This window comes from Curtobacterium sp. GD1 (assembly GCF_020882855.1).
GTDB lineage: Bacteria > Actinomycetota > Actinomycetes > Actinomycetales > Microbacteriaceae > Curtobacterium.
The window spans coordinates 33,046-56,851 of record NZ_JAFEVQ010000013.1 but is presented as its reverse complement, the minus strand read 5'-3'; the positions used below and the strand labels follow the sequence as shown (position 1 = coordinate 56,851).

At 71.1% G+C, this 23,806-nt stretch carries 19 protein-coding genes; 11 read left to right on the top strand and 8 right to left on the bottom strand.

Features of this window, described 5'->3' with window-relative positions; translation table 11 throughout:
* Positions 1 to 35: 35 nt before the first annotated feature.
* Together JSX79_RS09120 and JSX79_RS18235 are read left to right on the top strand one after the other, a co-directional pair.
* Positions 36 to 1,064: a hypothetical protein gene (locus JSX79_RS09120; RefSeq protein WP_229085891.1), complete on the top strand. Its 1,029-nt coding sequence runs from the start codon at positions 36 to 38 to the stop codon at positions 1,062 to 1,064.
* The gene (locus JSX79_RS18235) at positions 1,064 to 1,195 is read left to right on the top strand and encodes a hypothetical protein (RefSeq protein WP_267484246.1); all 132 of its coding nucleotides are present in this window, start codon (positions 1,064 to 1,066) and stop codon (positions 1,193 to 1,195) included. Before JSX79_RS09120 ends, JSX79_RS18235 begins: the two co-directional genes overlap by 1 nt.
* Before the next feature lie 90 nt (positions 1,196 to 1,285).
* On the opposite strand, the gene JSX79_RS09115 is transcribed toward JSX79_RS18235, so the two are convergent.
* Positions 1,286 to 2,860 (bottom strand): ABC-F family ATP-binding cassette domain-containing protein, encoded by a 1,575-nt coding sequence (locus JSX79_RS09115; protein WP_229085890.1) that lies wholly within the window; start codon positions 2,858 to 2,860, stop codon positions 1,286 to 1,288.
* 288 nt (positions 2,861 to 3,148) lie between these two features.
* Here JSX79_RS09115 and JSX79_RS09110 point away from each other — a divergent pair, with 288 nt between their 5' ends.
* Positions 3,149 to 3,568 carry a DUF3151 domain-containing protein gene (locus tag JSX79_RS09110; RefSeq protein WP_071294394.1) on the top strand — a complete coding sequence of 140 codons (420 nt, stop codon included), beginning with the start codon at positions 3,149 to 3,151 and terminating at the stop codon, positions 3,566 to 3,568.
* 272 nt (positions 3,569 to 3,840) lie between these two features.
* Here JSX79_RS09110 and JSX79_RS09105 read toward each other — a convergent pair whose 3' ends face one another.
* From JSX79_RS09105 to JSX79_RS09085, 5 genes are all read right to left on the bottom strand, one after another.
* Positions 3,841 to 5,805: an Ig-like domain-containing protein gene (locus JSX79_RS09105; protein WP_229085889.1), complete on the bottom strand. Its 1,965-nt coding sequence runs from the start codon at positions 5,803 to 5,805 to the stop codon at positions 3,841 to 3,843.
* Between the two features lie 90 nt (positions 5,806 to 5,895).
* On the bottom strand, positions 5,896 to 8,910 hold the full coding sequence (locus JSX79_RS09100) for a glycoside hydrolase family 2 TIM barrel-domain containing protein (RefSeq protein WP_229085888.1): 3,015 nt from the start codon (positions 8,908 to 8,910) through the stop codon (positions 5,896 to 5,898).
* On the bottom strand, positions 8,907 to 9,842 hold the full coding sequence (locus tag JSX79_RS09095) for a carbohydrate ABC transporter permease (protein ID WP_092384698.1): 936 nt from the start codon (positions 9,840 to 9,842) through the stop codon (positions 8,907 to 8,909). The genes JSX79_RS09100 and JSX79_RS09095 overlap by 4 nt, the downstream gene beginning before the upstream one ends.
* Entirely contained in the window at positions 9,839 to 10,936 is a 1,098-nt protein-coding gene (locus tag JSX79_RS09090) for a carbohydrate ABC transporter permease (protein ID WP_071294396.1), read from the bottom strand. The genes JSX79_RS09095 and JSX79_RS09090 overlap by 4 nt, the downstream gene beginning before the upstream one ends.
* Positions 10,933 to 12,297: an extracellular solute-binding protein gene (locus tag JSX79_RS09085; RefSeq protein ID WP_229085887.1), complete on the bottom strand. Its 1,365-nt coding sequence runs from the start codon at positions 12,295 to 12,297 to the stop codon at positions 10,933 to 10,935. The genes JSX79_RS09090 and JSX79_RS09085 overlap by 4 nt, the downstream gene beginning before the upstream one ends.
* 193 nt (positions 12,298 to 12,490) lie before the next feature.
* On the opposite strand from JSX79_RS09085, the gene JSX79_RS09080 reads away from it, so the two are divergent.
* A complete protein-coding gene (locus tag JSX79_RS09080; protein WP_071303435.1) occupies positions 12,491 to 13,654 on the top strand; it encodes a Vms1/Ankzf1 family peptidyl-tRNA hydrolase in 1,164 nt (387 codons plus the stop codon).
* Positions 13,655 to 13,722: 68 nt separating this feature from the next.
* Here the strand turns inward: JSX79_RS09080 and JSX79_RS09075 are convergent, their stop codons facing one another.
* Entirely contained in the window at positions 13,723 to 14,868 is a 1,146-nt protein-coding gene (locus JSX79_RS09075) for an MFS transporter (RefSeq protein WP_229085922.1), read from the bottom strand.
* A gap of 107 nt (positions 14,869 to 14,975) precedes the next feature.
* Here JSX79_RS09075 and JSX79_RS09070 point away from each other — a divergent pair, with 107 nt between their 5' ends.
* Positions 14,976 to 15,677 carry a GntR family transcriptional regulator gene (locus JSX79_RS09070; protein WP_229085886.1) on the top strand — a complete coding sequence of 234 codons (702 nt, stop codon included), beginning with the start codon at positions 14,976 to 14,978 and terminating at the stop codon, positions 15,675 to 15,677.
* An 81-nt stretch (positions 15,678 to 15,758) separates the two neighbouring features.
* Here JSX79_RS09070 and JSX79_RS09065 read toward each other — a convergent pair whose 3' ends face one another.
* Positions 15,759 to 15,914, bottom strand: coding sequence for a hypothetical protein (locus tag JSX79_RS09065; protein ID WP_156794780.1), 156 nt, complete (start codon positions 15,912 to 15,914; stop codon positions 15,759 to 15,761).
* Positions 15,915 to 16,122: 208 nt separating this feature from the next.
* Between JSX79_RS09065 and JSX79_RS09060 the strand changes: the two genes are divergently transcribed.
* The 6 genes from JSX79_RS09060 (at position 16,123) to JSX79_RS09035 (ending at position 23,800) form a co-directional block, all read left to right on the top strand.
* Entirely contained in the window at positions 16,123 to 17,229 is a 1,107-nt protein-coding gene (locus JSX79_RS09060) for a LacI family DNA-binding transcriptional regulator (protein WP_070417092.1), read from the top strand.
* Positions 17,230 to 17,513: 284 nt separating this feature from the next.
* Entirely contained in the window at positions 17,514 to 19,244 is a 1,731-nt protein-coding gene (locus JSX79_RS09055; RefSeq protein WP_229085885.1) for an ABC transporter substrate-binding protein, read from the top strand.
* Positions 19,241 to 20,221 (top strand): ABC transporter permease, encoded by a 981-nt coding sequence (locus JSX79_RS09050; protein WP_070417091.1) that lies wholly within the window; start codon positions 19,241 to 19,243, stop codon positions 20,219 to 20,221. The genes JSX79_RS09055 and JSX79_RS09050 overlap by 4 nt, the downstream gene beginning before the upstream one ends.
* Positions 20,218 to 21,150, top strand: a complete 933-nt coding sequence (locus tag JSX79_RS09045; protein WP_070417090.1) for an ABC transporter permease — start codon at positions 20,218 to 20,220, stop codon at positions 21,148 to 21,150. Before JSX79_RS09050 ends, JSX79_RS09045 begins: the two co-directional genes overlap by 4 nt.
* Positions 21,147 to 22,931, top strand: a complete 1,785-nt coding sequence (locus tag JSX79_RS09040) for an ABC transporter ATP-binding protein (protein ID WP_229085884.1) — start codon at positions 21,147 to 21,149, stop codon at positions 22,929 to 22,931. The genes JSX79_RS09045 and JSX79_RS09040 overlap by 4 nt, the downstream gene beginning before the upstream one ends.
* Positions 22,928 to 23,800 (top strand): alpha/beta fold hydrolase, encoded by an 873-nt coding sequence (locus tag JSX79_RS09035; RefSeq protein ID WP_229085883.1) that lies wholly within the window; start codon positions 22,928 to 22,930, stop codon positions 23,798 to 23,800. The genes JSX79_RS09040 and JSX79_RS09035 overlap by 4 nt, the downstream gene beginning before the upstream one ends.
* Positions 23,801 to 23,806: the final 6 nt, after the last annotated feature.

Below are 23,806 nucleotides of genomic sequence, written 5' to 3'. Positions count from 1 at the left end.
ATTTCAGTGCGCGATCGTCGCGCGGAAGGATGATCATGAACAGCTTCGTCAAACGCACTGCCGTCGCGTCAGCGCTCTGCGCGGCGCTCCTCGCCCCGGTCGGGTTCTCGTCCGCCGCCTCTGCTGCGCCGTCCTCGGCGTCCCAGCACGCCACCGAAGCGCAGTTCGCGGTGGATGCGGTCCAGTCCTTCGTCTCCGGCGAACGCGTGACCATCTCCGGGACCGCTGCCGCAGGCGAAGAGATCCACGTCATGAACCTGCCCGGCGGCTCCGGTGTCGAGACCGCAACGGCCGACGCCACTGGTGCCTGGTCCCTGACGAGCCCCGGCGCTGCTCAGGGGCGGTTCTCCGTGGTGGTCGGTGACGGCCAGCACAGCGCCCGGGTCACCCTGCTCCCGACCCACGAGGCGGGTGACGAGGTACCGATCGTCGTCGACCCGATCCGTTTCACGCCGGGCGGGAAGCTCGTCCTCACGGGCACGGCCGCTCCGAACGCCGATCTGGTGATCACGGGTGTCCCCCAGGACGCCGCTCAGGGGACGCCGGTCGCCCTCGTCGGTGTCCGGGCGGGTGCCGACGGTCGCTTCCACGCCGGTGGGATCACCCTGTCCACGCAGCTCGAGCGCTTCGACGTGACCTTCCACCTCGGGTCGCAGAAGGTGACCGCCACCGCCGTCTCCGCCGAGGCAGAGGCCGAGGTGACTCCGCTGACGGTGTCCACGACCAGCTTCGTCGCGGGCCAGAAGCAGGTGATCGAAGGCACTGCTCCCGCTGGCGCACGGGTCGATGTCTACAGCGGGACCAAGCGGCTGATGGACGTCACGGCCGACCAGAACGGTGCCTGGTCGTACACGACCGGTTCCGCGATCATGACCGACACCTTCTCCCGAACGCTGAAGACCGCGGGGCAGGACGACGTCACCTTCGTCCTCACTGCCGAGAAGGTCGACGCTGCCGGGCTGACGGTGTCGACCGCAACGTTCGCGAAGGGGACGAAGCAGCTCGTGGAAGGCACCGCCCCGCCGGCGCTCGCATCGGTGTGCACAGCGGATCGAAGTGGCTGATGGACGTCACGGCGAATGCGGAGGGCAAGTGGTCCTACGTCACCGGCGCCGCCATCACGGCCGACACCTTCACGCGCACCCTCAAGAGCGCAGGGGTCGACGACGTCACCTTCACCCTGACCGCGGAGTAGCAGTCCGACGAATGCCCCGACCAGTCGGCCGGGGCATTCGTCGTCCCACCGTTCCGTGCGGACGACCCGGGGTGCCGCGACCGACCCTGGTCAGCGGAGCTCGATGCGGGTGGTGAGGTCGAGGCGGTCGAGGAACGTCTCGTCGTGACTGACCACCACGAGGGCCCCGCGGTACGCCCGAAGCGCGTCCACGAGCTGGTCGACACTCGTCAGGTCGAGGTCGTTCGTCGGCTCGTCGAGCACCAGCAGCTGCGGCGGGGGATCCGCGAGCACGAGGCTCGCCAGCGCCACCCGGAACCGCTCCCCGCCCGAGAGCGCGCCGGCCGGGCGGTCGACGGTGTCCCCACGGACCAGGAACTTCGCCAGCCGGTTCCGCACCTCCGCCGGCGGGACGTGCGGGGCATCCCGCCGGACGTTCTCGAGCACCGACAGCGCGTCGTCGAGTGAGTCCTTCCGCTGCGGCAGGTAGCCGATGCGGTCGACGTGCGGGACCGCAGTCGTGTCGGGCAACGGATGCGCCCGCGCGCCGGGGACCCCGACGAGATGCTCGAGCAGCGTCGTCTTGCCGACGCCGTTGTCCCCGGCGACCGCGATGCGCTCCGGGCCCCGCACGATCGTCGCCCGCCCGCGCAGCGTGATGGTCGCGATCTGCCGCGACGCCGGCACGTCCGGGTCGGGGAGCGTCACGTGGATGGACTCGTCCGCGCGCAACCGTCCCTCCGCCTCGCGCTTGGTGGCGAGTGCGGCGGCCTCGTCCTCGGCGTACCCGGTGCGGAGCCGCCCGGCGGTCTGTTCGCCGCGCTTCCGCATCTCGTTCGCGAAGATCTTCGGCATCCCCTCGGCGGCCTTCACCCCGGACCGGGCCCGACGGGCGATCTTCGTCTCGGCCTCGATGCGCTGCCGCTTCTCGGTGCGGTGTCGCTGCTCGGCGACCCGGACCTCGCGTTCGACGGCGGCCTGCTGCACCGAGAGGTGCTCCTCGAACGCGCTGAAGGTCCCGCCGAACACGGTCATGCCGCCCGCGCGGAGCTCGGCGACCTCGTCGACGTGTTCCAGGAGCTCGCGATCGTGGCTGACGACGACGAGGGTGCCCGGCCAGTCGTCGACCATGTCGAGCAACATGCTCCGCGCACGACGGTCGAGGTTGTTCGTCGGCTCGTCGAGGAACGCGATCGGGAGCCTCCGCAGCCGGATGCCGGCGACCGCCACGAGGACGGCCTGGCCTCCGGACAGGGTGCTCACCGGACGCTCGAGGTCGGCGCCGATGCCGAGGCCGATACCGTCGAGCGCCGCAGCCGCACGTTCCTCGAGGTCCCAGTCGTCGCCCACCGCGTCGAAGTGCTCCGGAGCGGCGTCACCGCCGAGGATCGCGCGGAGGGCCGTCAGGGTCGGACGGATGCGCAGGAGGTCGGCGACCGCGTCGTCGTTCTGCGGTTGCAGGCGTTGCGGCAGGTGGTCGACGGGGCCGGACGTCGTGATGGTGCCCGACGTGGGGTGGAGCCGACCCGTGACCAGCCGGACGAGGGTCGACTTGCCGGCACCGTTCCTCCCGACCAGGCCGGTCCGGCCACGGCCGAAGGCGGTGGTGAGGTGGCTGAGCGCGACGGTGCCGTCGGGCCAGGCGAAACTGACGTCGTTCAGGACGACGGACGGACTGATGGGCATACGGGTGCCTCCCCGGTGGTCGATGCTGGGCGCACGACACCGGACCCGCCACGGGAGGGCGGAGCGCCCGACGGGGCGCGATGATCACGGTGTCAGCGCGAGGGCTGAGCAGATCCGGTGATCGACAGCAATTCGTCCACTTCCGTCGGGGAGCCCTGCGTGACCGCCATCCGCACCGCCGGTCGGTCGTCCCGCACCGGTGGCCTCGCGATGACGACGAGGACCCGCCCACGGTACGCCGGGAGTCTCGCGCCGCGCAAGGCCCTCGAGCCGTGACAGGCTGGGGGCATGCCGGAGAACCTGCTGCCGAACCCGACCGCGAACCCCGAGACGCTCCTGCCCGCCGAGCCGGAGGTGACCGCCGCCCTCGCCGCCGATGCTCCCGTCGCGAGCGTCGTGGTGTCGCACCCGGCGTCGAGCCTGGCGTGGGCGCTGCTCGCCGACGAGGCGTGGGAGCGTGGGGCGACTCTCGAGTCCTACGCCTACGCGCGGGTGGGGTACCACCGTGGGCTCGATGCGCTGCGGAAGGCGGGCTGGCGCGGTGCCGGGCCGGTGCCGTGGTCGCACGAGCCGAACCGGGGCGTGCTGCGGGCGCTGTTCGCGTTGCGGCGGGCGGCTTCGGCGATCGAGGAGCCGGGCGAGCCCGAGCGGCTGACGGAGTTCCTCGATGCGTCCGACCCGGCGGCGATCCCGGCGCTGAGCGCGTAGCGCGCGAGCGCAGGCGCAGGCGCAGGCGGTTCGTCGCTCGTCTCCGCCGGTGCGCGCGCATCTTTCGGGCTCGCTGACCGTTCTGGTTCGTGAAACCCGGGAATCGCGAACCAGAACGGTCACGAACGCCGCGGAACCTCCCTCTGCCTGCGCAGTGGGCTGGCTCGCGCGCGGCTGGCGCACGACGAAAGTCACCTCGAACCACGCTTCCGCCTGGTTCGAGGTGACTTCCGTTGTGCGAGCCGCGCCGCCTCGCGGCGAGCCGCCGGCGGCTAGCGCGCGGCCACGGCGCGCCGCCGCGCGAGCAGCACCCACGCACCCACGGCGAGCAGCAGCGCCGCCACGGCCCCGGCGACGAAGACGGCCGGCCCGGACACGCCCGTGTACGCCAGCACTCCCCGCGCGCTCGCCCGCTCGGCCACGGCGTCGGACGCCCCGCGGTCACCAGCGCCTGAGGCAGCGCCCGGCCCCGCGCCCGAGCCGGCCCCCGCGCCCGAGCCGTCCCCCGGTCCCGAGCCCGAGCCCGGGTCCGGTGTCGGCGGCACGACCACCGACTCGACGGGCTCCACCACGACCCGGACGACCGCCACCACGGTCTGCCCCGCGTGCGTCGTCACCTGGTACCGCACCGCCGTCGCCGGTCCGGAGAACGACGACTCCGGGGTGAACGTCACCTGCACGCCCTCGACCGTCCAGACGCCCTCGCCGGGGACCCTGAGCCGCTTGCCGTCCGCCGAGAGTTCCGCCCCCTCGATCCCGTCGCCGCTCAAGCGCAGCGAGTCCGGGTCCGCCGAGCTCCCGTCGAGCGGGTCGTTCCCGAGGACGTCGATCGTCACCGGCTCGCCCTGCTTCGTCGTGCCCTCGTCGTCGACCGCGACGGCCTCGGGCAGGACGACCTCGAACGCGGTCCGGTCGGCGTTGTTCGACAGGTCGACGTCGGTCACCGAACCGTCGAGCGCGATCGCGGGGCGGGCTGCGTCGAGGCGGTCGGTCGTGAAGTCCGTGACGCTCTCGACGGGCATCGTGTGGAGGCCGGAGCGGGTCGTCACCGGCACCGTCCCCCGCACCGCGATCGTGACCGCACCACCGGGCGGGCCCGACCAGGCGGCGGCGACCGCACCCTGTCCCGCAGCGGCGCCGCACGTCGCCCCGGCCTCCGCACGGCACGTCCACCGCACGTCCGTCAGCGGCAGTCCCTCGGTCACCGCCACCGTGCGCGCGACGGCGTCGACCGCTCCGCCGATCGTCGCCGGCCCGTCGTTCACCGACCGCAGCTCGAACGTGACGTCCTCGCCGGGGGTGACCGGCGCGTTCGTCAGCGTGTGGGCGGTCGTGACGACGTCGGTCGGCTGCGTCGCCCGCAGGTTCCGGATCTCGTGGAACTGCGTCCGGCCACCGGTCGAGGCGCTGAAGCCGAACCGCACCTGCTCCGGCAGCGCCGTGGCGGGGAGGTCGGCGCTGACGACCTCGCGCAGCTCGCCCGCGTCGGCGCCGGGGTCGGTCGGCTCGGACATCGCGACGAGCACCCGGATCCCGCCGGCGTCGCTCGGCAGGAGATCGATCTGCACGTGGCGGTGCGTGGCCGCCTCGGCCGTGGTCTCGCGGTCTTCGAGGAACCCGTCGCCGAGGTCCCCGGTGGTCGCGAGGACCGGGTAGCACTCGCGCTCCGGACCCCGGACGGTGATCGCGTTCGGGACGACGTCGGGACGCGCGAAGTTGCCGAACCGGTCGAACCCGATCCCGACGACCCCGCCGTCGAGGCCTTCCTCGCAGGGGCGGGTGCCGTCGTGGTAGCCGAGGCCGGCACCGACGGGCCCGATCGCGTCGAGCGGGACGGCGGCGTCTTGCAGGAAGAACCCGATCCCGTCGGCGTACCCGGTGTCCGTCGTGCTCCACATCCGCTGGTCGAACTCGACCGTGAGCCCGTGACTCGAGTCGTAGGGCGACTCGTTGTAGACGGCGGAACTCACCCGCTTCGTGTCGTCGGTCAGCCGCAGCCACCGTCCGGCGGCGCCGTGGTCGACGATCGCTGCCTGTCCGTCGTCCGTCGCGATCCGGGTCCAGCCGGCGGGCATCGTCGTGCCGACCGGCAGTCCGACGAAGGGGTCGGTGACCGGGAACGGCGCGACCGCGTGCGCGGGGGACGTCGTGGCGACCGCGGTCGCGAGGCCGCCGCCGACCACCACGAGGGCGGTCAGGGCGGCGCTCGCGACGGCGCGCCCGGGAGTGCTGTGCATGGGGTCCTCTCTGCTGGTGGAGAAGACCCTTCCGGACGCCCGACACGGGCGCAAGGAATATGTATCAGATATACGACTTCCGGGCTGTGCTCAGCCGAGGACGACGCTCCACGAGAACGCCTGCGGCCAGAGCTGGTGCTCCGGCAGCACGTCGAGGCCGCACGCCCGCGACCCCAGGCCGTGCTGCGCGGCGTCGAGGTACAGGTACAGGTGCTCCGACACCGGCAGCTCGTAGGGGTGCATCGCGCGATCGATCTGCTGCGCGGTCCACGGCGACAGGGTGAACCCCGCACGTTGCGAGCCGACGGTCGACACGGTGAACGGCCCGACCGACAGCTCGCGCAGCGACGGCCGGTGCCCGGTCTCCTGCGGCATCGAGTACTCGACGCCGAGCGACCGCGCCGGTGCCGAGAAGCGTCCGACGCGGGCGGCGTGCGACGAGTCCGCGTACGACTCGAGCGGCCCCGTGCCGAACCACGACGCGTCCGAGTCGGCCAGGGACGCTGGCAGGTCGAACCGCACCCCGATCCGTGGCCACGTGACGTCCCACGCGCCGAACGGCACCGCGTCGGTCTGCAGCAGCAGCCCGGCGTCCGTCAGGGTCCAGCGGTGCGTGACGTCGACGCCCCACCCGCTGTTCGCCGCCGCGACGCGGACCCGCTGCTCGAGCCCGGAGTCCGTCCGCGACACCGACACGAGCCGGTGCGTGAGCCGGTCCAAACCACGTTCGCGCCAGCGTGTGGCCGACGGGGGAGCGTCCGGGTCGCCCACGCCGTGCGTCAGCACCGGGTCGGCCGTCTCGTACCCGCCCTGCGACGCCAGACTGTCGTTGTCGGTCGGTGCGCGCCACAGCTCGAGTCGCGGCCCGGCCACCTCGTGCCCCTTCCAGGACACCAGGTCACCGCGGGCCGAGAACGTCCCGTCGCCGAGGCGGTCGCCGTCCCACCCCTGACCGGAGGCCCGTGGCACGTCCGCCTCGCGCGATGCGACCAGCGTCTGGGTGCGTGCCAGGACGTGGCCGGTGTCCGCCCACGCGGTCGGCCCCGCCAGTTCCGCCGTGACGTCGAACCACAGCTCGTCACCGGGGGCGAGCGTCGCGGTCGCGGCTTCGAGCACCTCGTCCGGCACCGGCACCGTGGCCGAGGACCGCGCCGCGACGACGCCCGGCGTGAACCGGCCCTCGTGCTCCACCACGCCGTTCCGGGACAGCGTCCAGTGGAACCGCAGTCCCGCGGTCGAGGCCGAGTGGTACCGGTTCTCGATGAGCACGGTGGTGTCCGATGCGGACAGCCGGATCGGCGCCACGACGGCCGCGAACTCGGCCAGCCCCGGCGTCGGGGTGTCGTCGGGCAGCACCAGGCCGTCCATCACGAAGTTGCCGTCGTGGACGACCTCGTGGAAGTCGCCGCCGTACGCGTAGTAGGGCCGTCCGTCGGGGGTGTGCGCGAGCAGCCCGTGGTCCCGCCACTCCCACACGAAACCACCGTGCAGGCGCGGGTACTTGTCCACGAGGGCCTCGTACTCGGCGATCTGGCCGGGTCCGTTGCCCATCGCGTGCACGTACTCGCAGTGGATGAACGGCTTCGACCGCTGGCGAGCCGCCTCGGCCGGGCCGCAGCCGAGCAGGGGCGTTGCCGGACCGCCGCCGATCGACTCGGTCTCCTGCAGCGACGGGTACATGCGCGAGTACACGTCGGTGTAGGCGCCCGTGTAGTCGCCCTCGTAGTGGACCGGACGTTCGTCGTCGCGGTCGTGCACCCACTGCGACATCGCGGCGAGGTTGCGGCCGGTCCCGGACTCGTTGCCGAGCGACCACATCACGATCGACGCGTGGTTCTTGTCGCGCTCGACGGTCCGCGCGATGCGGTCGAGGTACGCCTCGCGCCAGGCCGGGTCGTCCGACGGGTTGCCGACCCAGCCGGTGAAGATGAACCCGTGCGTCTCGAGGTCGCACTCCAGGATCACCCAGAAGCCCAGCTCGTCGGCGAGGTCGAGCACGCGGGGGTGGGGCGGGTAGTGCGACGTCCGGATGGCGTTGACGTTGTTCCGCTTCATGAGCGCCATGTCGGCGCGTGCGTGCTCCTCGTCGAACACCCGACCGCGCACCGGGTGGGTCTCGTGCCGGTTCACACCGTGGAACACCACGCGCTCGCCGTTCACCAGGAACCGATCGCCCTCGATCGACACGGTGCGGAAGCCGAGACGCAGCGACACGGTCTCACCGCCGGCGCTCCCACCGGCTGCGGTCCCGGTGGACAGCGTCGCGTCGTACAGCGTCGGGAGCTCGGCGCTCCACGGCTCGACACCCTCGACGGTGATCGGTCCGACATCGTCGGCGGACGCCCACGAGACGTCGACGCCGAGCGCGGGCACCGTGAAGCGCACCGGGAACGCAGCATCGACGGTCGGGAACGAGATCGTCCCCGTGCCCGTCGACGGTCGGCCGGACGCCGCTGTCCCGGCGCTCGCCGCACTCCCGAGCACGGCGGTCCACCCGGCGCGCACGAACACGTCGTCGATCGGGGCGGTCGGCCGCGCCAGCAGCGTGACGTCGCGGAAGATCCCGGGCAGCCACCACTGGTCCTGGTCCTCGAGGTAGGAGGCCGCCGACCACTGGTGCACCCGGACGCGGACCTCGTTCGCCCCCGGTCGCAGCACGGACGTGACGTCGAACTCCGTCGCGAGCCGCGACCCGGTCGACCATCCGATGAGGACGCCGTTCACCCACACCCGGAAGTGCGACTCCACACCGTCGAACCGGAGCAGCACCCGGGCCGCGGCGTCGAACGACGACGGGACGTCGAAGGTGCGGCGGTAGTCGCCGGTCGGGTTCTCCTCCGGCGGGTGCGGCGGGTCGATCGGGAACGGGTACTGCAGGTTCGTGTAGCTCGGCGCGCCGTGCCCGTGCAGCACCCAGTGCGCCGGCACCGGGATCGTGCCCCACTCGTCCTCCGGCCCCGGTTCGGGCACGTCCGCGACGGGCGACCACCGGAAGTCCCACTCCCCGTCCAACGACAGGGCGGGAGCGTCCGTGTGCAGCCAGGCCCGTGGGGCCAGCCGGGTGTCCGAACCGGGGGCGGTGGAGGAGAGTGCGGCGATGGTCAACCCTTGACCGATCCTTCCGTGAGGCCCCCGCGCCAGAAGCGCTGCAGGACGATGATGGCGATGACGAGCGGGATGACCGAGACGAGCACCCCGCCGGTGGTGAGCTGGTAGAACTCCGGCAGCCGGTCCACCTGCGAGCGCCAGTTGTTGAGTCCCAGTGTGATCGGGTACAGCTTCTGGTCGGCCAGCATGATGAGCGGCAGGAAGAAGTTGTTCCAGATGCCGACGACCTGGAACAGGAACACGGTGACGAGCGCCGGCGTCATCTGCCGGAGCACGATCGTGTGGAAGATCCGGAGCTCGCCGGCCCCGTCGATGCGTGCCTGCTCGAGGAGCGCCGTGTCCACCGACGCCGCGGCGTACACCCGGCAGAGGAACAGGCCGAACGGCGAGACGAGGCTCGGGATGAGCACGCTCCAGTACGTGTCGGTCAGGCCCAGCGTCGAGAACAGCAGGAACAGCGGCAGGGCCGTCGCCGTCCCCGGCACGAGCACGCCGCCGAGGATCGTGCCGAACACGAGCTGCCGACCCCGGAACTCGTACTTCGCGAGCGCGTAGCCACCCGCCGCGGCGAAGTACGTCGCGAGGACGGCGCCGACGCCCGAGTACAGGATGCTGTTCGCGATCCAGCGGACGAAGATGCCGCCGTCGTACGTGAACACCTGCTGGAGGTTGCTGAACAGCGCGAAGTCGCCGCCGAACCAGAACCCGTTCGTGGCGAACAGCGCGCCGGTGGTCTTCGTCGCGGCGATGATCACCCAGTACAGCGGGACGAGGAAGTAGATCGCGACGATGACGAGGATGCCCGTCACGACGATCTGCGACTTGCCGGAGCGGTCGAGCTTGCGGCGCTGGTGCGCCGAGATCGACGTGGTGTCCACCGGGACCGCGGTCTTCGCGGTGGCCGGCGCTTCGATGGCTTCGCTGCTCATGCGTCCGCCCCCTTCGTGACGGTGGTGCCGTGGTCCGGACCGGAGCGGCCCTGGAGGTGCGGTGCGGCCTGGGTGGTGACCGTCCCGGCCGACGCGACGCGCGTCTGGAGCGCGACCCGCGCCTCCTGGCCGTCCCGCTTCGCCCGCTTGCGGCGATCCCGCTCGTCCTTCGGCGGACGGTTCGTCAACGCGAGGAACGCGAACGACAGGATGAACGCTGCCAGCGCGATGATGACCGCCTGCGCACTCGCGACGCCGTACTCGTTGAACGCGAACGCGTTCGTGTAGGCGGCGTAGTTCGGCGTGTACTCGGTGTCGATCGCGGGGGCGACCGTGGACAGGATCTGCGGCTCCGCGAAGAGCTGCAGCGTGCCGATGATCGAGAACACCGTCGTGAGCACGAGTGCCGGCGCGATGAGGGGGATCTGGATCCGCCACGCGACCTGGAACGCGTTCGCGCCGTCGACCTTGGCGGCCTCGTAGACCTCGCCGGGGATGGACTTCAGCTGCGCCACGATGATGAGCATGTTGTAGCCGGTGTACGTCCACGTGACGATGTTCGCGATCGACCAGAGCACGCTGTTCGCGCCAAGGAAGTCCGGTTGGAGCCCGATCCCCTGCAGCAGCGACACGATCGGCGACAGGCCCGGCACGTACAGGAACGACCACAGGATCGTCGCGATGACGCCGGGGACGCCGTACGGCATGAAGTAGATCGCACGGAAGAAGCCCGGCCAGCGGGCGCTCGCCGACTCGAGCAGCAGCGCGAGGATCGTGCAAGCGATGATCATCACCGGGACCTGCACGATGCCGAACAGCAGCATGCGGCCGATCGAGGCGACGAAGCCGGCGTCCTGCAGCGCGATCGCGTAGTTGTCGAACCCGGCGAACCTGCCGACGACGCCGTCCTCGCCGAACAGCCCCTCGCGGTCGACGGTCGTGAACGACTGGAACAGCGCGCTGATGATCGGGATGATGAACGTCAGCACGAACAGGGCGAGGAAGGGTGCGAGCAGGATCCACGGGGCGCGCTTCTGGGCGACCGTGGCCTTCGTGCTCGTGCGGAAGCCGTTCTTCGGCTGCGTCGTGGTCATCGTGCCGTCCTCACGCTGAGGCCCTTGTCCTTGAAGGACTGGACGATCTCCTTCTGGGCGAGCTCCACCGCGTCGGTGAGCTTCAGCCCACTCGTGAGCTTGCGGCGGAACTGGTTCTGCAGACTCGTGAACGCCGACTGCGTCACGGGCGACCAGGACCACTCGACGTTCTGCTCCTGGGCGGCGGGGACGAAGACGTCCTCGTTGTAGTTCTGCCCGGAGAACCACTTGCTCGGCTGCTCGCGCTGCGCCCCGATGTAGTCCTTCGCGGGCGACCACCCGATGCCGCAGTACTTGATCATCGCGTCGATGCCCTCCTTGGAGGTGGTCATCCACGTGATGAACTCGAGCGCTTCCTTCGGGTGCTTCGCGTTGGCGAGCACCGCGGCCGTCGAACCGCCGATCGCGCTCGACCCGAACCCGGTGTCGCCCCACTTCTGCATGGGTGCGACCTTCCACTTGCCCTCGCCGCCCTGGACGGACTCGATGAGGGCGTCGCCCCAGCTCGCGCTCGTGACGGCCGCGATCTTGCCGCTCGCGGCCGAGGCGTACCAGCCGGGGGAGTACGCGCCGGCGCTCGTGTCGACGAGCTTGTCGTCGATCACGCCGTCGAAGAACTCGGCGACCATCAGGGTCTTCTCGTCGGTCATGTCGACGACCCACTCGTCGCCGTCGACCTTGAACCACCGGGCACCGGCCTGCTGCGCGTACGCGGCGAAGGGGGAGGCGTCCGAGACCGGGAAGACCTCGAGGTAGTTCTGCGCCCCGGTCTTCCGGACCTTCTCGGCGAGGTCGCGCCACTCGTCCCACGTCGTCGGGGGTTCGCCGCCGGCCTGCTCCAGGAGCGCCGTCTGGTAGTAGAAGCCCATGGGGCCGGTGTCCTGGGGGATGCCGTAGATGCCGTCCACGAAGGACACCTGCGCCCACGCGGCGTCGTCGTACTTCGACTCGAAGTCCTTCGCGCCGTAGCGAGCGAGGTCGACGAGACCGTTGGCGAGCATGAACTCGGGGATCTGCCGGAGCTCGACCTGACCGATGTCCGGGCCACCACCGGCCGCGAGCGCGGAGTACATCTTCTGGTACCCGCCGCTGTTGCCGCCCGGGATCCAGTTCGCGGTCACCTGGATGTCCGGGTGCGTCGTGTTCCAGACGTCGCAGACCTTCTGCAGGTCCTTGAGCCAGGCCCAGTAGGTCAGTTCGACCTTCTGCCCGCTCGTGGCGGCGGGGATCAGCGCCGCCTTGTTCACGTTGGTCGAGCCCGGCACCGCGCAGCCGGCGAGCAGTCCGGTCGCGGCCGCGCCGAGGCCGAAGCCCAGCAGTTGTCGTCGGGAGATGGGCCGTCGGTTCGGTGGAGGCGTCATTGCCGGGACTCCGGTTCGTCGTCGAGCGGGATGCCTCCAACCCAACCACAGAACCGAGCGCAGCTGTACTTTCACGAAGACTCTGGACGTTCCCTCCGGACGTGGAACACCGTGCCCCGTCGGGGTGGAGTGTGGGCCAACACGAAACGTCGGGGTCCGTGACAGCCCCGGCATCCGTCCGAGAGGAGCTGCCATGACGTCGACCAACGCGACGAGCGAACTGCACGGGATCCTGGGACAGCGGCTGGAGGGCGGTGGGACCTGGGCCTGGGCGTACGCCGACGTCTCCGGCAACGTGGAGGACCCCCGACGGCAGGCGGCACTGAAGCTGCGTGTGGTCGAGGAGGCCCTGCGTGCGCAGGGTGCGACCGACGACGTGGTCGACCTCGTCGCCGGCGAGTTCGAGCAGGAACCCGGCGTCCCCTCGCCCGTCACCCGGTACGTGCTGGTCCACGACGGTGCGCTCGTGCTGAGCGAGGTCCTGCCCGGGCACCTGCACGGCGCGGAGTCGGTCGGCGTCGGTGCCGTCCCCGACCTCGTGCCGCTCGTCGCCCACCGGCCCGTCGACCTGCCGTTCCTGGTGGTGCACGCCGGCAAGGAGGGCGGAGCCTTCCGTGCCTACCGACTCGGCCACGCGCCGCTCGACGCGACCGGCGGTGAGCAGCAGGTCCAGGGGCGCAACGACACCCTGCACTACGCCAAGGCCGGGACCGGGTGGAAGCAGCCGCACTGGCAGCAGCACACCGAGGAGATCTGGAAGCAGAACTCGTCGGAGACCGCCGCCGCCGTGGACGAGGCCGTCCGGACACTCCGACCCGGACTGGTCGTGGTCGCCGGGGACGTCACCGCGCGGGAGCTCCTCGTGAAGGCGCTGTCGTCGGAGACCCGTGCGCTGACCTCCGTCTTCCCGGGCGACCCCCGCGCCGACGCCTCGTCGAAGCAGGCGTTCGTCGAGCACGTCGAGACCGCGCTCGCCCGGGTCGTCGCCACCCGACGCCACGACCTCGAGGACCTGCTCCGCACCCACGTCGGTCGGGGCGACAACCTCGCGGTGACCGGGCTCGGGGCCGTCGTCGGGGCGTTGCAGCAGGCGCAGGGGTCGGTCGTCGCGCTCGACGCCGTGGCAGTCGGGGAGCGGACGCTCCTCGCGCTCGCCGGTGCCCCGTGGGTGGCGACGGCACCGGAACAGGCTGCCGGGACGCCCGTCATCGGAGCGGTGCCGGCGGTGTGCGCGCTCGTGCGTGCGGCGGTGCTGACGGACGCGGAGCTCGTGCTCGTCAACGCGGCGTCGCTGCCGGGCGGGGTCGCGGCGGCGGCGTTGCTGCGGTGGCCGGTGGGGCCGGCCGTGCCCGCCTGATGCGGTGAGCACCTGACGGACGGGAGGCGCGGTGCCGGCTGGCACCGCGCCTCCCGTCCGTCCCGCGGTCAGTCGTGGGAACGATCGCGCCGGGGCACCAGCGGCAGCGCCAGCAGCGGCAACACCCCCACGATCGAGAACGACGCCGCGAACCCGAGCGCCCCGACGAGCGCGCCGACCCCGGGGCCCACGGCGCTCGCCGCGATGAACTGCCCGGTGTTCTGCGCCCCGAGCGCCCGCCCGGACCAGAACGGCCCCGCGGCCTCGGCCACCGACGTGTACGCGAGCCCGTTGTCCGCGACGGTGACGCTCGTGGCGACGACGAGGAACACCGCGGCGGCGGCGAGGTGCGTGGCGTCCACCACCGCCAGCAGTCCCATCACCACGGCGGCGCTCACCGCGACGATCCGCAGTGGCCCGACGCGCGAGGCGGCGCGGTCGCTCCAGGCGCCGACGAGGATCCTCCCGACGGCGCCGACGAACTGCGACGCCCCGACGAGCAGTCCCGCGGCCGGGGTCGACCAGCCGAGGCCGACGAGCCACACCAAGCCGTACGTGGAGAGCGTGAACTGCGGCACGACGAGCAGGACCGACACCGCGTGGATCCGCCACAGGAACCCGTTCGCCCGGTACGGGTTCGCGACGTGCTCCACCGGGGCGTCCGCTCGTGCGGGTCGGGGCGGGTTCGCGATGCCGATCGCGCACAGCACGGCGAGCACGGCGCACAGGACGACGGGCAGGACGAGGGCCGCGCGGATGCCGTCCGCCTCGGCGAGCTGCGGGACCGTGACGGCCGCGAGCGTCACCCCGAGCGGCTGCGACATCTGCCGGATGCCCATCGCGAGGCCGCGCCGCTCCTTGGGGAACCACCCCACCACGACGCGGCCGCTCGCGGCGTTCGTCGAGGCGCTCGTCATGCCGGCGGCGAGGAACGCCAGGCCGAGCAGCACCGGGTCGCCCGCTGCCAGCCAGGCCCCGACGACCGCGAGGGTCGTGAGCACGAGCCCGCCCGCGATGACGACGCGCTCGCCGACGCGGTCGGTGATCGCACCCCAGGCGATGAGCGTCAGGACCATGCCGAACGTCGGTGCGGCGGCCAAGAGCCCGGCGAGGGTGAGCGTCGTGCCGTGGGCGTGCAGGTACGGGATGAGCAGCGCGGGGGCGGACACCACGAGGGTGCCGGCTGCCTGGGCGGCGACGCCGAGGCCGAGCATCGTCCAGGCGCGGGAGGTGGTGGTCACGAGATCGTTTCAGTGTGGAACGGATTGGTATACCATTACGGTATACCATCCGGCCCGGATCGCCGCTAGGCTGGATCGCCGTGACCGAGACGACCGATGCAGCGCCCGTGTCGCAGACGAGCCAGCTCTACGACAACCTCCGAGCCGCGATCCTCACGCTCGAGATCGCCCCGGGGGAGCGCATCTCCGAGCGGGGGCTCGAGGCGCGGTTCCACGCCTCACGGACCCCGGTGCGCGCAGCCCTGTCGCGGCTCGAACGCGAAGGGCTCATCCTGCACGAGGGTCGCTCGTGGACGGTCACCCCGATCGACCTCGACGAGATCGCCTCGCTCGCGGAACTCCGCGGCGTCCTCGAACCCGCCGCCGCTCGGCTCGCGGCGGCACGCGCGTCCGAGGAACAGCTCGCCGAGGTCCGCGGCCACCTCGACTCCCTCCGGCCGACGCCCGACCAGCAGGCCGGCATCCGGATGGGCTCGACGTTCCACCTCGACCTCGCCGCGCTCGGCGGCAACCGGTTCATCACCGACGCCATCGCCGACGCACTCACCCGTCTGGAGCGCACGCGCTGGATCGAGGTGCGCACGCCCGAGGCCCGCGACGCCGCGTGGGAGGAGCACAGCGCCATCATCGACGCCGTGCGCTCCGGGGACGCGGACCGCGCGGCCGAGCTGCTCGCGGCGCACGTCGCCGGCACGAACGACCGGCTGCTGGCGTGGATCGCGCAGGAGCGCCGGCGTCTGCGGGGCGCCGGCATGGCGATCGTGGGCAGCACCGAGCGCTGACGCGACGGCCGTGCCGTGGACGCGCCCACCTGCAGAGGGCGCGGTGCGGGGCGGACCCGCACCGCGCCTCCGGGAAGGCCGCTACGGTTTCGTCGCCGCGTCCTCGGCCGCGTCGATCTGGTCGAAGATCCAGGCGTTGCCGCCGTCGGAGTGGTCGAGCAGTGCGTCGCGCACCTCGGCCTCGTCGGTGGTGAGCCGGATCGCGCTCTTGCTGCCGGACCGTGTCGATTGGGACATCGCGTCTTCTCCTGTGTGTGTGGGCACCGTCGTTGGTGCGCTTCCTCACGGGACGTGCTGAGGTCGTGACAGTGTCGCGCGCGCTGTCCGGATCGCGCAAGGGGTTTCCGTCATATGTGGGAAAGTCCCGGCCGGCACCATGTCTAGGATGGTCCGGCCGCGCGGCTCGCGGCACGACACCAGCGGACGTCGGACAGGAGGGACGGGCTTGGCCGAGCAGCGCACCGCACCTCCCACGGTCTACGACGTGGCCTCCGCGGCGGGCGTCTCCATCGCCACCGTCTCCCGTGTGCTCCGCACGCCGGACGCCGTCCGCGAGGGCACGCGCGACCGGGTCCAGGCGGCGATCCGGACGCTCGGGTACGTGCCCTCCGGGAACGCACGGGCCCTCGCGGGCAAGCGCACCGGCGTGGTCGGACTGCTGCTGCCCGGGTTCGACGTCGTGCCGGACGAACGCCCCGACCTCGTCACGGACGGCGGCGTGCGGGTCGTCGACGACCGGCGGCACGTGACGCAGCCGTTCTCGTCCAACCTGTACTTCGACGAGGTCCTGCGCGGCGCCGAGACCGAGGCGTGGCAGCGTGGTCTGGCGCTGATGGTGGCCGCGGGGCGGGGGTCCTCGCGGGACGTCATCGTGAACGACGTCGCCGGCCGGGTCGACGGTCTCGCGGTGCTCGCCCAGACGGTGCCCGACGACCTGCTCGAACACGTCGCCCGACGGATCCCGGTCGTGGTGCTCGCCGACGACCGGCGCTCGCACGGGTTCGACTCGGTGAGCGTGGACAACGCCGCGGGCATGCGGACACTCGGCGCGCACGTGATCGGGCGCCTCGGCATCCGGTCGTCGCTCGTGTACCTGGCGGGGCCGATCGACTCGCCGGACGACATCGAACGCTCCGCGGGGTTCCGCCAGGCGCTCGAGGACCACGGGGTGCCGGCGTCGTCGGTGCGTGTCGTGCACGGCGACTTCGGGCGTGCGCGGGCTCGGGAGCTCGCGGCACAGCTGCTCGACGGGGACGCCGTCCCGCGGGCGATCGTCTGCTCGAACGACCAGTCGGCGCTCGGGGTGCTCGACGCCGCGGGGGCGCGTGGTGTGCGGGTGCCGGAGGACCTCGTCGTGACGGGCTTCGACGGCATCGACGCGGGGCGGTTCTCGTCGCCGCGCCTGACCACCGTGCACCAGCCGATGGGGGAGCTCGGGCGAGCGGCGGTGCGGGCGATCGTGGACCGGCTGGAGCGCCGCGAGGGGCCGCCGCGGGCGATGCGTCTGCCGGTCGAGGTGCTCCTGCGCGAGAGCTGCCCGCCGGCGCTGTAGGTGGCGGCTGCGCCGGTGTGCGCGGTCCCGCGGCGCCGTGTCGCCGCTGCGAGGTCCCGTGTCGCCGCGGTGTGCGAGCTCCCGCGGCGCCGCGTCGCCGCAGTGTGCGAGGTTCCGCGCACCGTGGGACGCCCGCGCCCCCGCACGCTGGTCGGAACCTCGCACACTGCAGTCCGGACCGCGCGCACACGTGCCGCCCCGCGAAACAACCCGCCCGGTTGCGCGACGCGATGTAAGCGCATACATTGTCTCCGTACCGACTCGACACGGAGGTCGACCGAGCAATGACGCTTCCCCCACAGCGCGTCCCAGCGCGCACCCCGGGCACCCGCCGGGGACGGAGAGGCCGCCTCATCGCGGCCATCGCCGGCATCGCGGTCGTGGCCCTCGCGGCCACCGGCTGCAGCATCCAGGTCCGGTCCCAGCCGGACCCGAGCATCGGCAAGGACACGATGCTCATCAACGCGGACCACGGCAACCCGCTGTTCGACCGCAACTTCAACCCGTACATCGCGAACGCCCGCACCGCGAGCAAGTGGATGTACGAGCCGCTCATCGAGATCAACCCCCTCGACGGCAAGGGCACCCCGTGGCTCGCGAGCAGCTGGGACCAGCCGGACGCGCGCACGATCGACATGACGATCCGCAAGGGCGTCGAGTGGTCGGACGGCTCGCCGTTCAGCGCGAAGGACGTCGTCTTCACGTTCGACCTGCTCAAGAAGTTCCCGGCGATGGACGTCAAGGGCGCCTGGCAGCACATCGACAGCATCGAGAGCAAGGGCGGCCACGTCGTCTTCCACCTCAAGGGCGACGACGTGCCGAGCCTCAACATCATCGGCGCGACGTACATCCTCGGTGAGAAGCACTACGGCGGCGTGAAGGACCCGACGACCTGGCGTGACCCGAACCCCGTCGGGACCGGTCCGTTCGTGCTCGGCAACTACACCGACCAGCAGTACTCGATGGACAAGAACCCGAAGTACTGGCAGGCCGACAAGATCGCCATCAAGCACCTGATCCTCCCGGCGACGAACACGCAGCTCGACACCGTCACGCGCGGCTACGACTGGGCGTACTCCTTCATCTCCGACGTGAAGGGCACCTGGGGAGCGGCGTCGAAGACGAACACGTGGTGGTTCCCGGCCGGCGGCGTCATCGGCCTCATCCCGAACCTGACGAAGGCGCCGTACAACGACGTCAACGTCCGGAAGGGCATCTCCCTCGCCCTGGACCGCGACGACATCGCCGAGACCGCGTCCGAGGGCAACCTGGCGGCGGCGGGCCAGACCGGCCTGATCCTTCCGAACCAGGAGAAGTACCTCAACCCGGACATCCCCGACCAGGGCATGGTCGCGCAGGACGTCGACGCCGCGAAGCAGGCGTTCGCGAAGTCCGGCTGGACCGAGCAGGACGGCAAGATCATGAAGGACGGCAAGCAGCTGTCCATCACGATCATGACCGCGAACGGCTACTCGGACTGGCTCCGCGCCGCGCAGACCGTGCAGCGCAACCTCACGGCCATCGGCATCAAGGTGTCGATCCAGGCACCGCAGCCCGCCGGTTACCAGTCGAACCTCAACAACGGACAGTTCGACATGGCGATGGGCGGCATGGGCAACGGTGACGTCTACCAGGCGTTCAACTCCCTGCTCTCGAGCGACTTCTACCAGCCGGTCGGCAAGTCGACGGTGAACAACTACGAGCGGTACCAGAACGCCGACACGCAGAAGCTCCTCGACGAGTACAAGGCGACGACGGACACCGCGAAGCAGCAGGAGATCCTGAACCAGCTGCAGGAGATCGTGTACGACGACCTGCCCGTGATCGGCATGTACTACGGCGGACTCTGGGGCCTGTTCAACACCGGCAAGTTCGTCGGCTGGCCCAGCGCCGAGGACCCCTACATGGCGCCGCAGAACTACGACTCGGCACCGCTGCTCATCTTCTCGAAGCTGCGGCTCCGCGACAGCGCAGCCGGCCGGGCGATCATCAAGGCCGAAGAGGACCAGAAGTGAAGTACATCCTCCAGAAACTCGTCCTCTTCGTCCTGACCCTCTGGGCCGCGGTCACGCTGAACTTCGTGCTCCCGCGACTCATGCCCGGCAGCCCGACCGACGCCGCCCTCGCGAAGCTCAGCCAGAACGGCCCGGTGACCGACGCCACCAAGAAGGCCATCGAGGCCCAGCTCGGCGTCCCGAGCGGCAACCTCTGGGACCAGTACGTCAGCTACCTGCACCAGGTCATCACCCTCGACTTCGGCACGAGCTACACGTTCTACCCGCAGCCCGTCGGGGACCTCGTCGCCCAGGCCCTGCCGTACACGCTGATCCTCGTCGGCGTCGTGACGATCCTCGCGTTCGTGCTCGGCACCCTCATCGGCGTCGGCGCGGCCTGGAAGCGCGGCACCTGGCTGGACTCACTGCCGACCCTGTCGGGCTCGTTCATGTCGACGTTCCCGTACTTCTGGACGGCGCTCCTGCTGCTGTTCTTCCTCGGCTACGTCCTGCACTGGTTCCCGACCACGGGCGCCTACTCCGCGACGACGACCCCGGGCCTGAACGGTGCGTTCCTCGGGGACGCCCTGCAGCACGCGGTCCTGCCGGCGATCACGATCCTCGTGACGAGCCTCGGCGGCTGGATCATCGGCATGCGCAACGCCATGATCAACACCCTCGGTGACGACTACGTGACCTTCGCCGAGGCGAACGGTCTCCGCGGTCGCACCGTGGCGATCCGGTACGCGGCCCGCAACGCGATCCTGCCGAACCTGACCGGCTTCGGTCTGGCACTCGGTGGTGTGGTCGGCGGTTCGGTCCTGGTCGAGCAGGTGTTCGGCTACCCGGGCATCGGCTACCTGCTGTTCAACGCCGTGATCGGGCAGGACTACCCGCTCATGCAGGCCCTCTTCCTGATGATCACCGTGTCGGTGCTCATCGCCAACTTCATCGTGGACGTCCTCTACGGCGTCCTGGACCCGAGGACGCGCCGATGACCACGATCGCAGTTCGCACGCAAGCAGAAGAACCCACCGCCCCGAGCAAACTCCGAGCCGCCGCCCGCCAGTTCGGCGTCGTCTGGAGCAACACCAAGGCCCGGATCGGCATCATCATCCTCGCCGTCTTCGTGATCGTGGCGATCTTCGCCCCGCTCCTCGCCCCGTACGGCGCGAGCCAGAACGGGTTCGCCCGGAGCGCCGACGCCACCGGCGCGCACTGGATGGGCACGACCGCCGCCGGCGAGGACGTCCTGTCGCAGATCATCTACGGCGCCCGGATCTCCGTGCTCGTCGGTGCCGTCGCGGGGCTGCTGTCCACGCTCGTCGCCGTCGCGATCGGCCTGAGCTGGGGCTACGTCCGCGGCTGGATCGCCGAGGTCATCGGGTTCATCGTGAACCTCTTCCTCGTCATCCCCGGCCTGCCGCTCATGATCGTCATCGCCGCGTACCTGCAGAACGGCGGCATCGCGGTCATCATCGCGGTGATCGTGGTCACCGGCTGGGCCTGGGGCGCGCGCGTCCTGCGCAGCCAGACGCAGTCCCTCCGCGGTCGTGACTTCGTGACCGCGGCCCAGTTCTCCGGCGACGGCGCGACGCGCATCGTGTTCCGCGAGATCCTGCCGAACATGACGAGCCTCATCGTCGGCTCGTTCTTCGGCGCGGCCACGAGCGCGATCCTCGCCGAGGCGGGCCTCGAGTTCCTCGGACTCGGCGACTCGTCCATCGTGAGCTGGGGCACGATCCTCTACTGGGCGCAGAACTCGAACGCCCTGCTGACCGGTCAGTGGATCCTGCTGTTCGCCCCGGGTCTCTGCATCGCACTCCTCGCGATGAGCCTGACCCTGATCAACTTCGGCGTCGACGCCGTGTCCAACCCGCGACTGCGCGAAGGCGCGCGTCGCAAGCGCAAGGAGGCCACCGCATGAGCGGCTCGCGTTCCGAACCGATCGACGGCCTGGAGGCGCGGGACGGCACCGCCACGCGCCTCCCGTCCGACACCACGAGCGCCACGCAGGACGTGCTGCTCGACGTCCGCGACCTGTCGGTCGTGTACGAATCGGCCGGCCAGGAGGCCGTCCAGGCGGTCGACCACGTGTCCTTCCAGCTGCGGAAGGGCGAGTTCGTCGGCCTGGTCGGCGAGTCGGGTTCCGGCAAGTCGACCCTCGGCTACGCGCTGACCCGGCTGCAGAAGCCACCGGCCCGGACCAACGGCGGCAACATCTTCTTCGGCGGCCACGACATCCGCGACCTCGACGAGGAAGCCCTCCGGCAGCAGCGCCAGGGCGGGTTCGCGATGGTGCTGCAGTCCGGCATGAACGCGCTCAACCCGGTGCGGACCATCCGCAACCACTTCATCGACATCTTCAAAGCCCACGGCCACGTGTCGCGTGATCGCTGGGACGCCCGGATGAAGGAGCTCATCGAGAAGGTGAAGCTCCCCACCGCCATGCTGGCCCGGTACCCGGGAGAGCTGTCCGGCGGCATGCGGCAGCGCGTGTCGATCGCCCTGGCGCTCTCGCTCGAGCCGCAGCTCATGGTGTTCGACGAGCCGACCACCGCGCTCGACGTCCTCGTGCAGCACGCCGTGATGGACACGATCATCGAGCTGCAGCAGGCCGAGGGCTTCACGGCCATCCTGATCAGCCACGACCTCGGCATCGTCCTCGAGGCGACCGAACGCGTGCTCGTCATGCACGAGGGCCGCATCGTCGAGGACGGCGGCTCGAAGGAGATCCTCCGCGACCCGCAGGACGAGTACACGCAGATGCTGCTGTCGCACTACGCCGACCCGCGTGCCGAGGTCGTGAGCCTGCCGGGCTTCCCGGACCGGTCGCAGCGCGACCCGTCGGCGACCCGCCAGGAGACCACGACGTCGTTCAGCACGGTCGGCTCCCGCGAGCGCAGCGCCGCCCGCAACCCGATCGTGGTCGACCACCTCGTGAAGACCTACCCGGCACCCCGTCGCGGCGAGCAGCCGGTGCAGGCGGTGCGCGACGTGTCGTTCACCCTCGAACCCGGGCAGTCGCTCGCCCTCGTCGGCCAGTCCGGATCCGGCAAGTCGACGATCGCGAAGATGCTGACCGGCGTCGAGAAGCCGACGACCGGCACGGTCCGGTTCGGCGACACGGACGTGGCGAAGCTCGGGAGACGGGGGCTGAAGGACCTCCGCTCCGAGGTGCAGATGGTGTTCCAGGACCCGTACGCCGCGCTCAACCCGCTGCACACGGTCGAGTACACGCTGTCCCGCCCCGTCGCGAACTACACGAACCTGCGCGGGCGCGATGCCCGGAAGCGCGTGCTCGAGCTGCTCGAGACCGTGGGCCTGACCCCGGTGGAGCAGTTCGCGCAGAAGCTCCCGCACCAGCTCTCGGGTGGCCAGCGCCAGCGCGTGGTCATCGCCCGGGCGCTCGCGTCCGACCCGCAGGTGATCATCGCCGACGAGCCGGTCTCGATGCTCGACGTGACGCTCCGTGCCGGCGTGCTCGCCCTGCTCGAGGACCTCCGCGAGCAGTGGGGCGTCTCGCTCCTCTACATCACGCACGACCTGCTCAGTGCGCGGCTCATCACGGACGACATCATGGTGCTGCACGACGGCGCCGTGGTCGAACGGGGCCGCACGGCCGAGGTGCTGCAGCACCCGCAGGACGACTACACGGTGGCGCTGCTCGACGCGGTACCGAACCCACGACGGGCGCTGCTGGCATGAGCACGCTCCGCGACTTCCCGTCCGTCCCGCCGTTCGGCCACCTGCCCACCCCCGAGGGCGTCGACGTCGTCGGCATCGACCTCCCCGTCGGCCGACTCACCGCCTACCGCGTCGTGCCTCCCGGGCCGTCGAAGGGCACCGTCCTCGTCGTGCCCGGGTACACCGGCTCGAAGGAGGACTGGCGCACGTTCCTGCCGCTCCTCCGGGACGCCGGCTGGACCGCGGTGGCGATCAGCCGCCGCGGCCAGGCCGATTCGGCGCGGGCATCGGGGCCGTCCGGCTACACGCTGGCGGAAGAGGCCGCCGACGTCGTCCGGGTCGCACGGCTGCTCGACGACGGCGCTCCCGTGCACCTCATCGGCCACTCGCTCGGCGGCGTGATCGTCCGCGAGGCGGCCATCGCCGACCCGAGCGCCTTCCGCGACGTGGTGCAGTTCTGCTCCGGACCGTACGGCTGGCCCTACCGCAAGGTCGCCGAGCTGACGATCCTGCACGACACCGGCGGCAACCTCCGCCAGCTGTTCGACTCCACCAACCCGCTCTGGGCGTACCGGCCCGACGAGGAACTCCCCGACGACCCCCGGTTCGTCCGTGCCCGCTTCGACGCGCACGACCCCGCGAGCGTCGTCGCCGGTGGACACATCCTCGAGGACCACACCGACTCCTCCGCCGCACTCCGCGCCACCGGGCTCCCGGTGCTCGTGACCCACGGCGAGTGGGACGGCGCCTGGCCGATCCCCTGGCAGCGGCAGATGGCGGAGGACACCGGCGCCGCCTACGAGGTCATCCCCGAGAGCTACCACGGCCCGCAGGTCGAGAACCCGTCGGCGACGCTCCACACCTTCGACCGCTTCCTGTCACAGCACTGAAAGGCA

Bases quoted from the DNA above. Each gene is read 5' to 3' on its own strand.
- JSX79_RS09120 (WP_229085891.1), top strand. From the start codon at position 36: ATGAACAGCTTCGTCAAACGCACTGCCGTCGCGTCAGCGCTCTGCGCG.
- JSX79_RS18235 (WP_267484246.1), top strand. From the start codon at position 1,064: ATGGACGTCACGGCGAATGCGGAGGGCAAGTGGTCCTACGTCACCGGC.
- JSX79_RS09115 (WP_229085890.1), bottom strand. From the start codon at position 2,860: ATGCCCATCAGTCCGTCCGTCGTCCTGAACGACGTCAGTTTCGCCTGG.
- JSX79_RS09110 (WP_071294394.1), top strand. From the start codon at position 3,149: ATGCCGGAGAACCTGCTGCCGAACCCGACCGCGAACCCCGAGACGCTC.
- JSX79_RS09105 (WP_229085889.1), bottom strand. From the start codon at position 5,805: ATGCACAGCACTCCCGGGCGCGCCGTCGCGAGCGCCGCCCTGACCGCC.
- JSX79_RS09095 (WP_092384698.1), bottom strand. From the start codon at position 9,842: ATGAGCAGCGAAGCCATCGAAGCGCCGGCCACCGCGAAGACCGCGGTC.
- JSX79_RS09090 (WP_071294396.1), bottom strand. From the start codon at position 10,936: ATGACCACGACGCAGCCGAAGAACGGCTTCCGCACGAGCACGAAGGCC.
- JSX79_RS09085 (WP_229085887.1), bottom strand. From the start codon at position 12,297: ATGACGCCTCCACCGAACCGACGGCCCATCTCCCGACGACAACTGCTG.
- JSX79_RS09080 (WP_071303435.1), top strand. From the start codon at position 12,491: ATGACGTCGACCAACGCGACGAGCGAACTGCACGGGATCCTGGGACAG.
- JSX79_RS09075 (WP_229085922.1), bottom strand. From the start codon at position 14,868: ATGCTCGGCCTCGGCGTCGCCGCCCAGGCAGCCGGCACCCTCGTGGTG.
- JSX79_RS09065 (WP_156794780.1), bottom strand. From the start codon at position 15,914: ATGTCCCAATCGACACGGTCCGGCAGCAAGAGCGCGATCCGGCTCACC.
- JSX79_RS09055 (WP_229085885.1), top strand. From the start codon at position 17,514: ATGACGCTTCCCCCACAGCGCGTCCCAGCGCGCACCCCGGGCACCCGC.
- JSX79_RS09045 (WP_070417090.1), top strand. From the start codon at position 20,218: ATGACCACGATCGCAGTTCGCACGCAAGCAGAAGAACCCACCGCCCCG.
- JSX79_RS09040 (WP_229085884.1), top strand. From the start codon at position 21,147: ATGAGCGGCTCGCGTTCCGAACCGATCGACGGCCTGGAGGCGCGGGAC.
- JSX79_RS09035 (WP_229085883.1), top strand. From the start codon at position 22,928: ATGAGCACGCTCCGCGACTTCCCGTCCGTCCCGCCGTTCGGCCACCTG.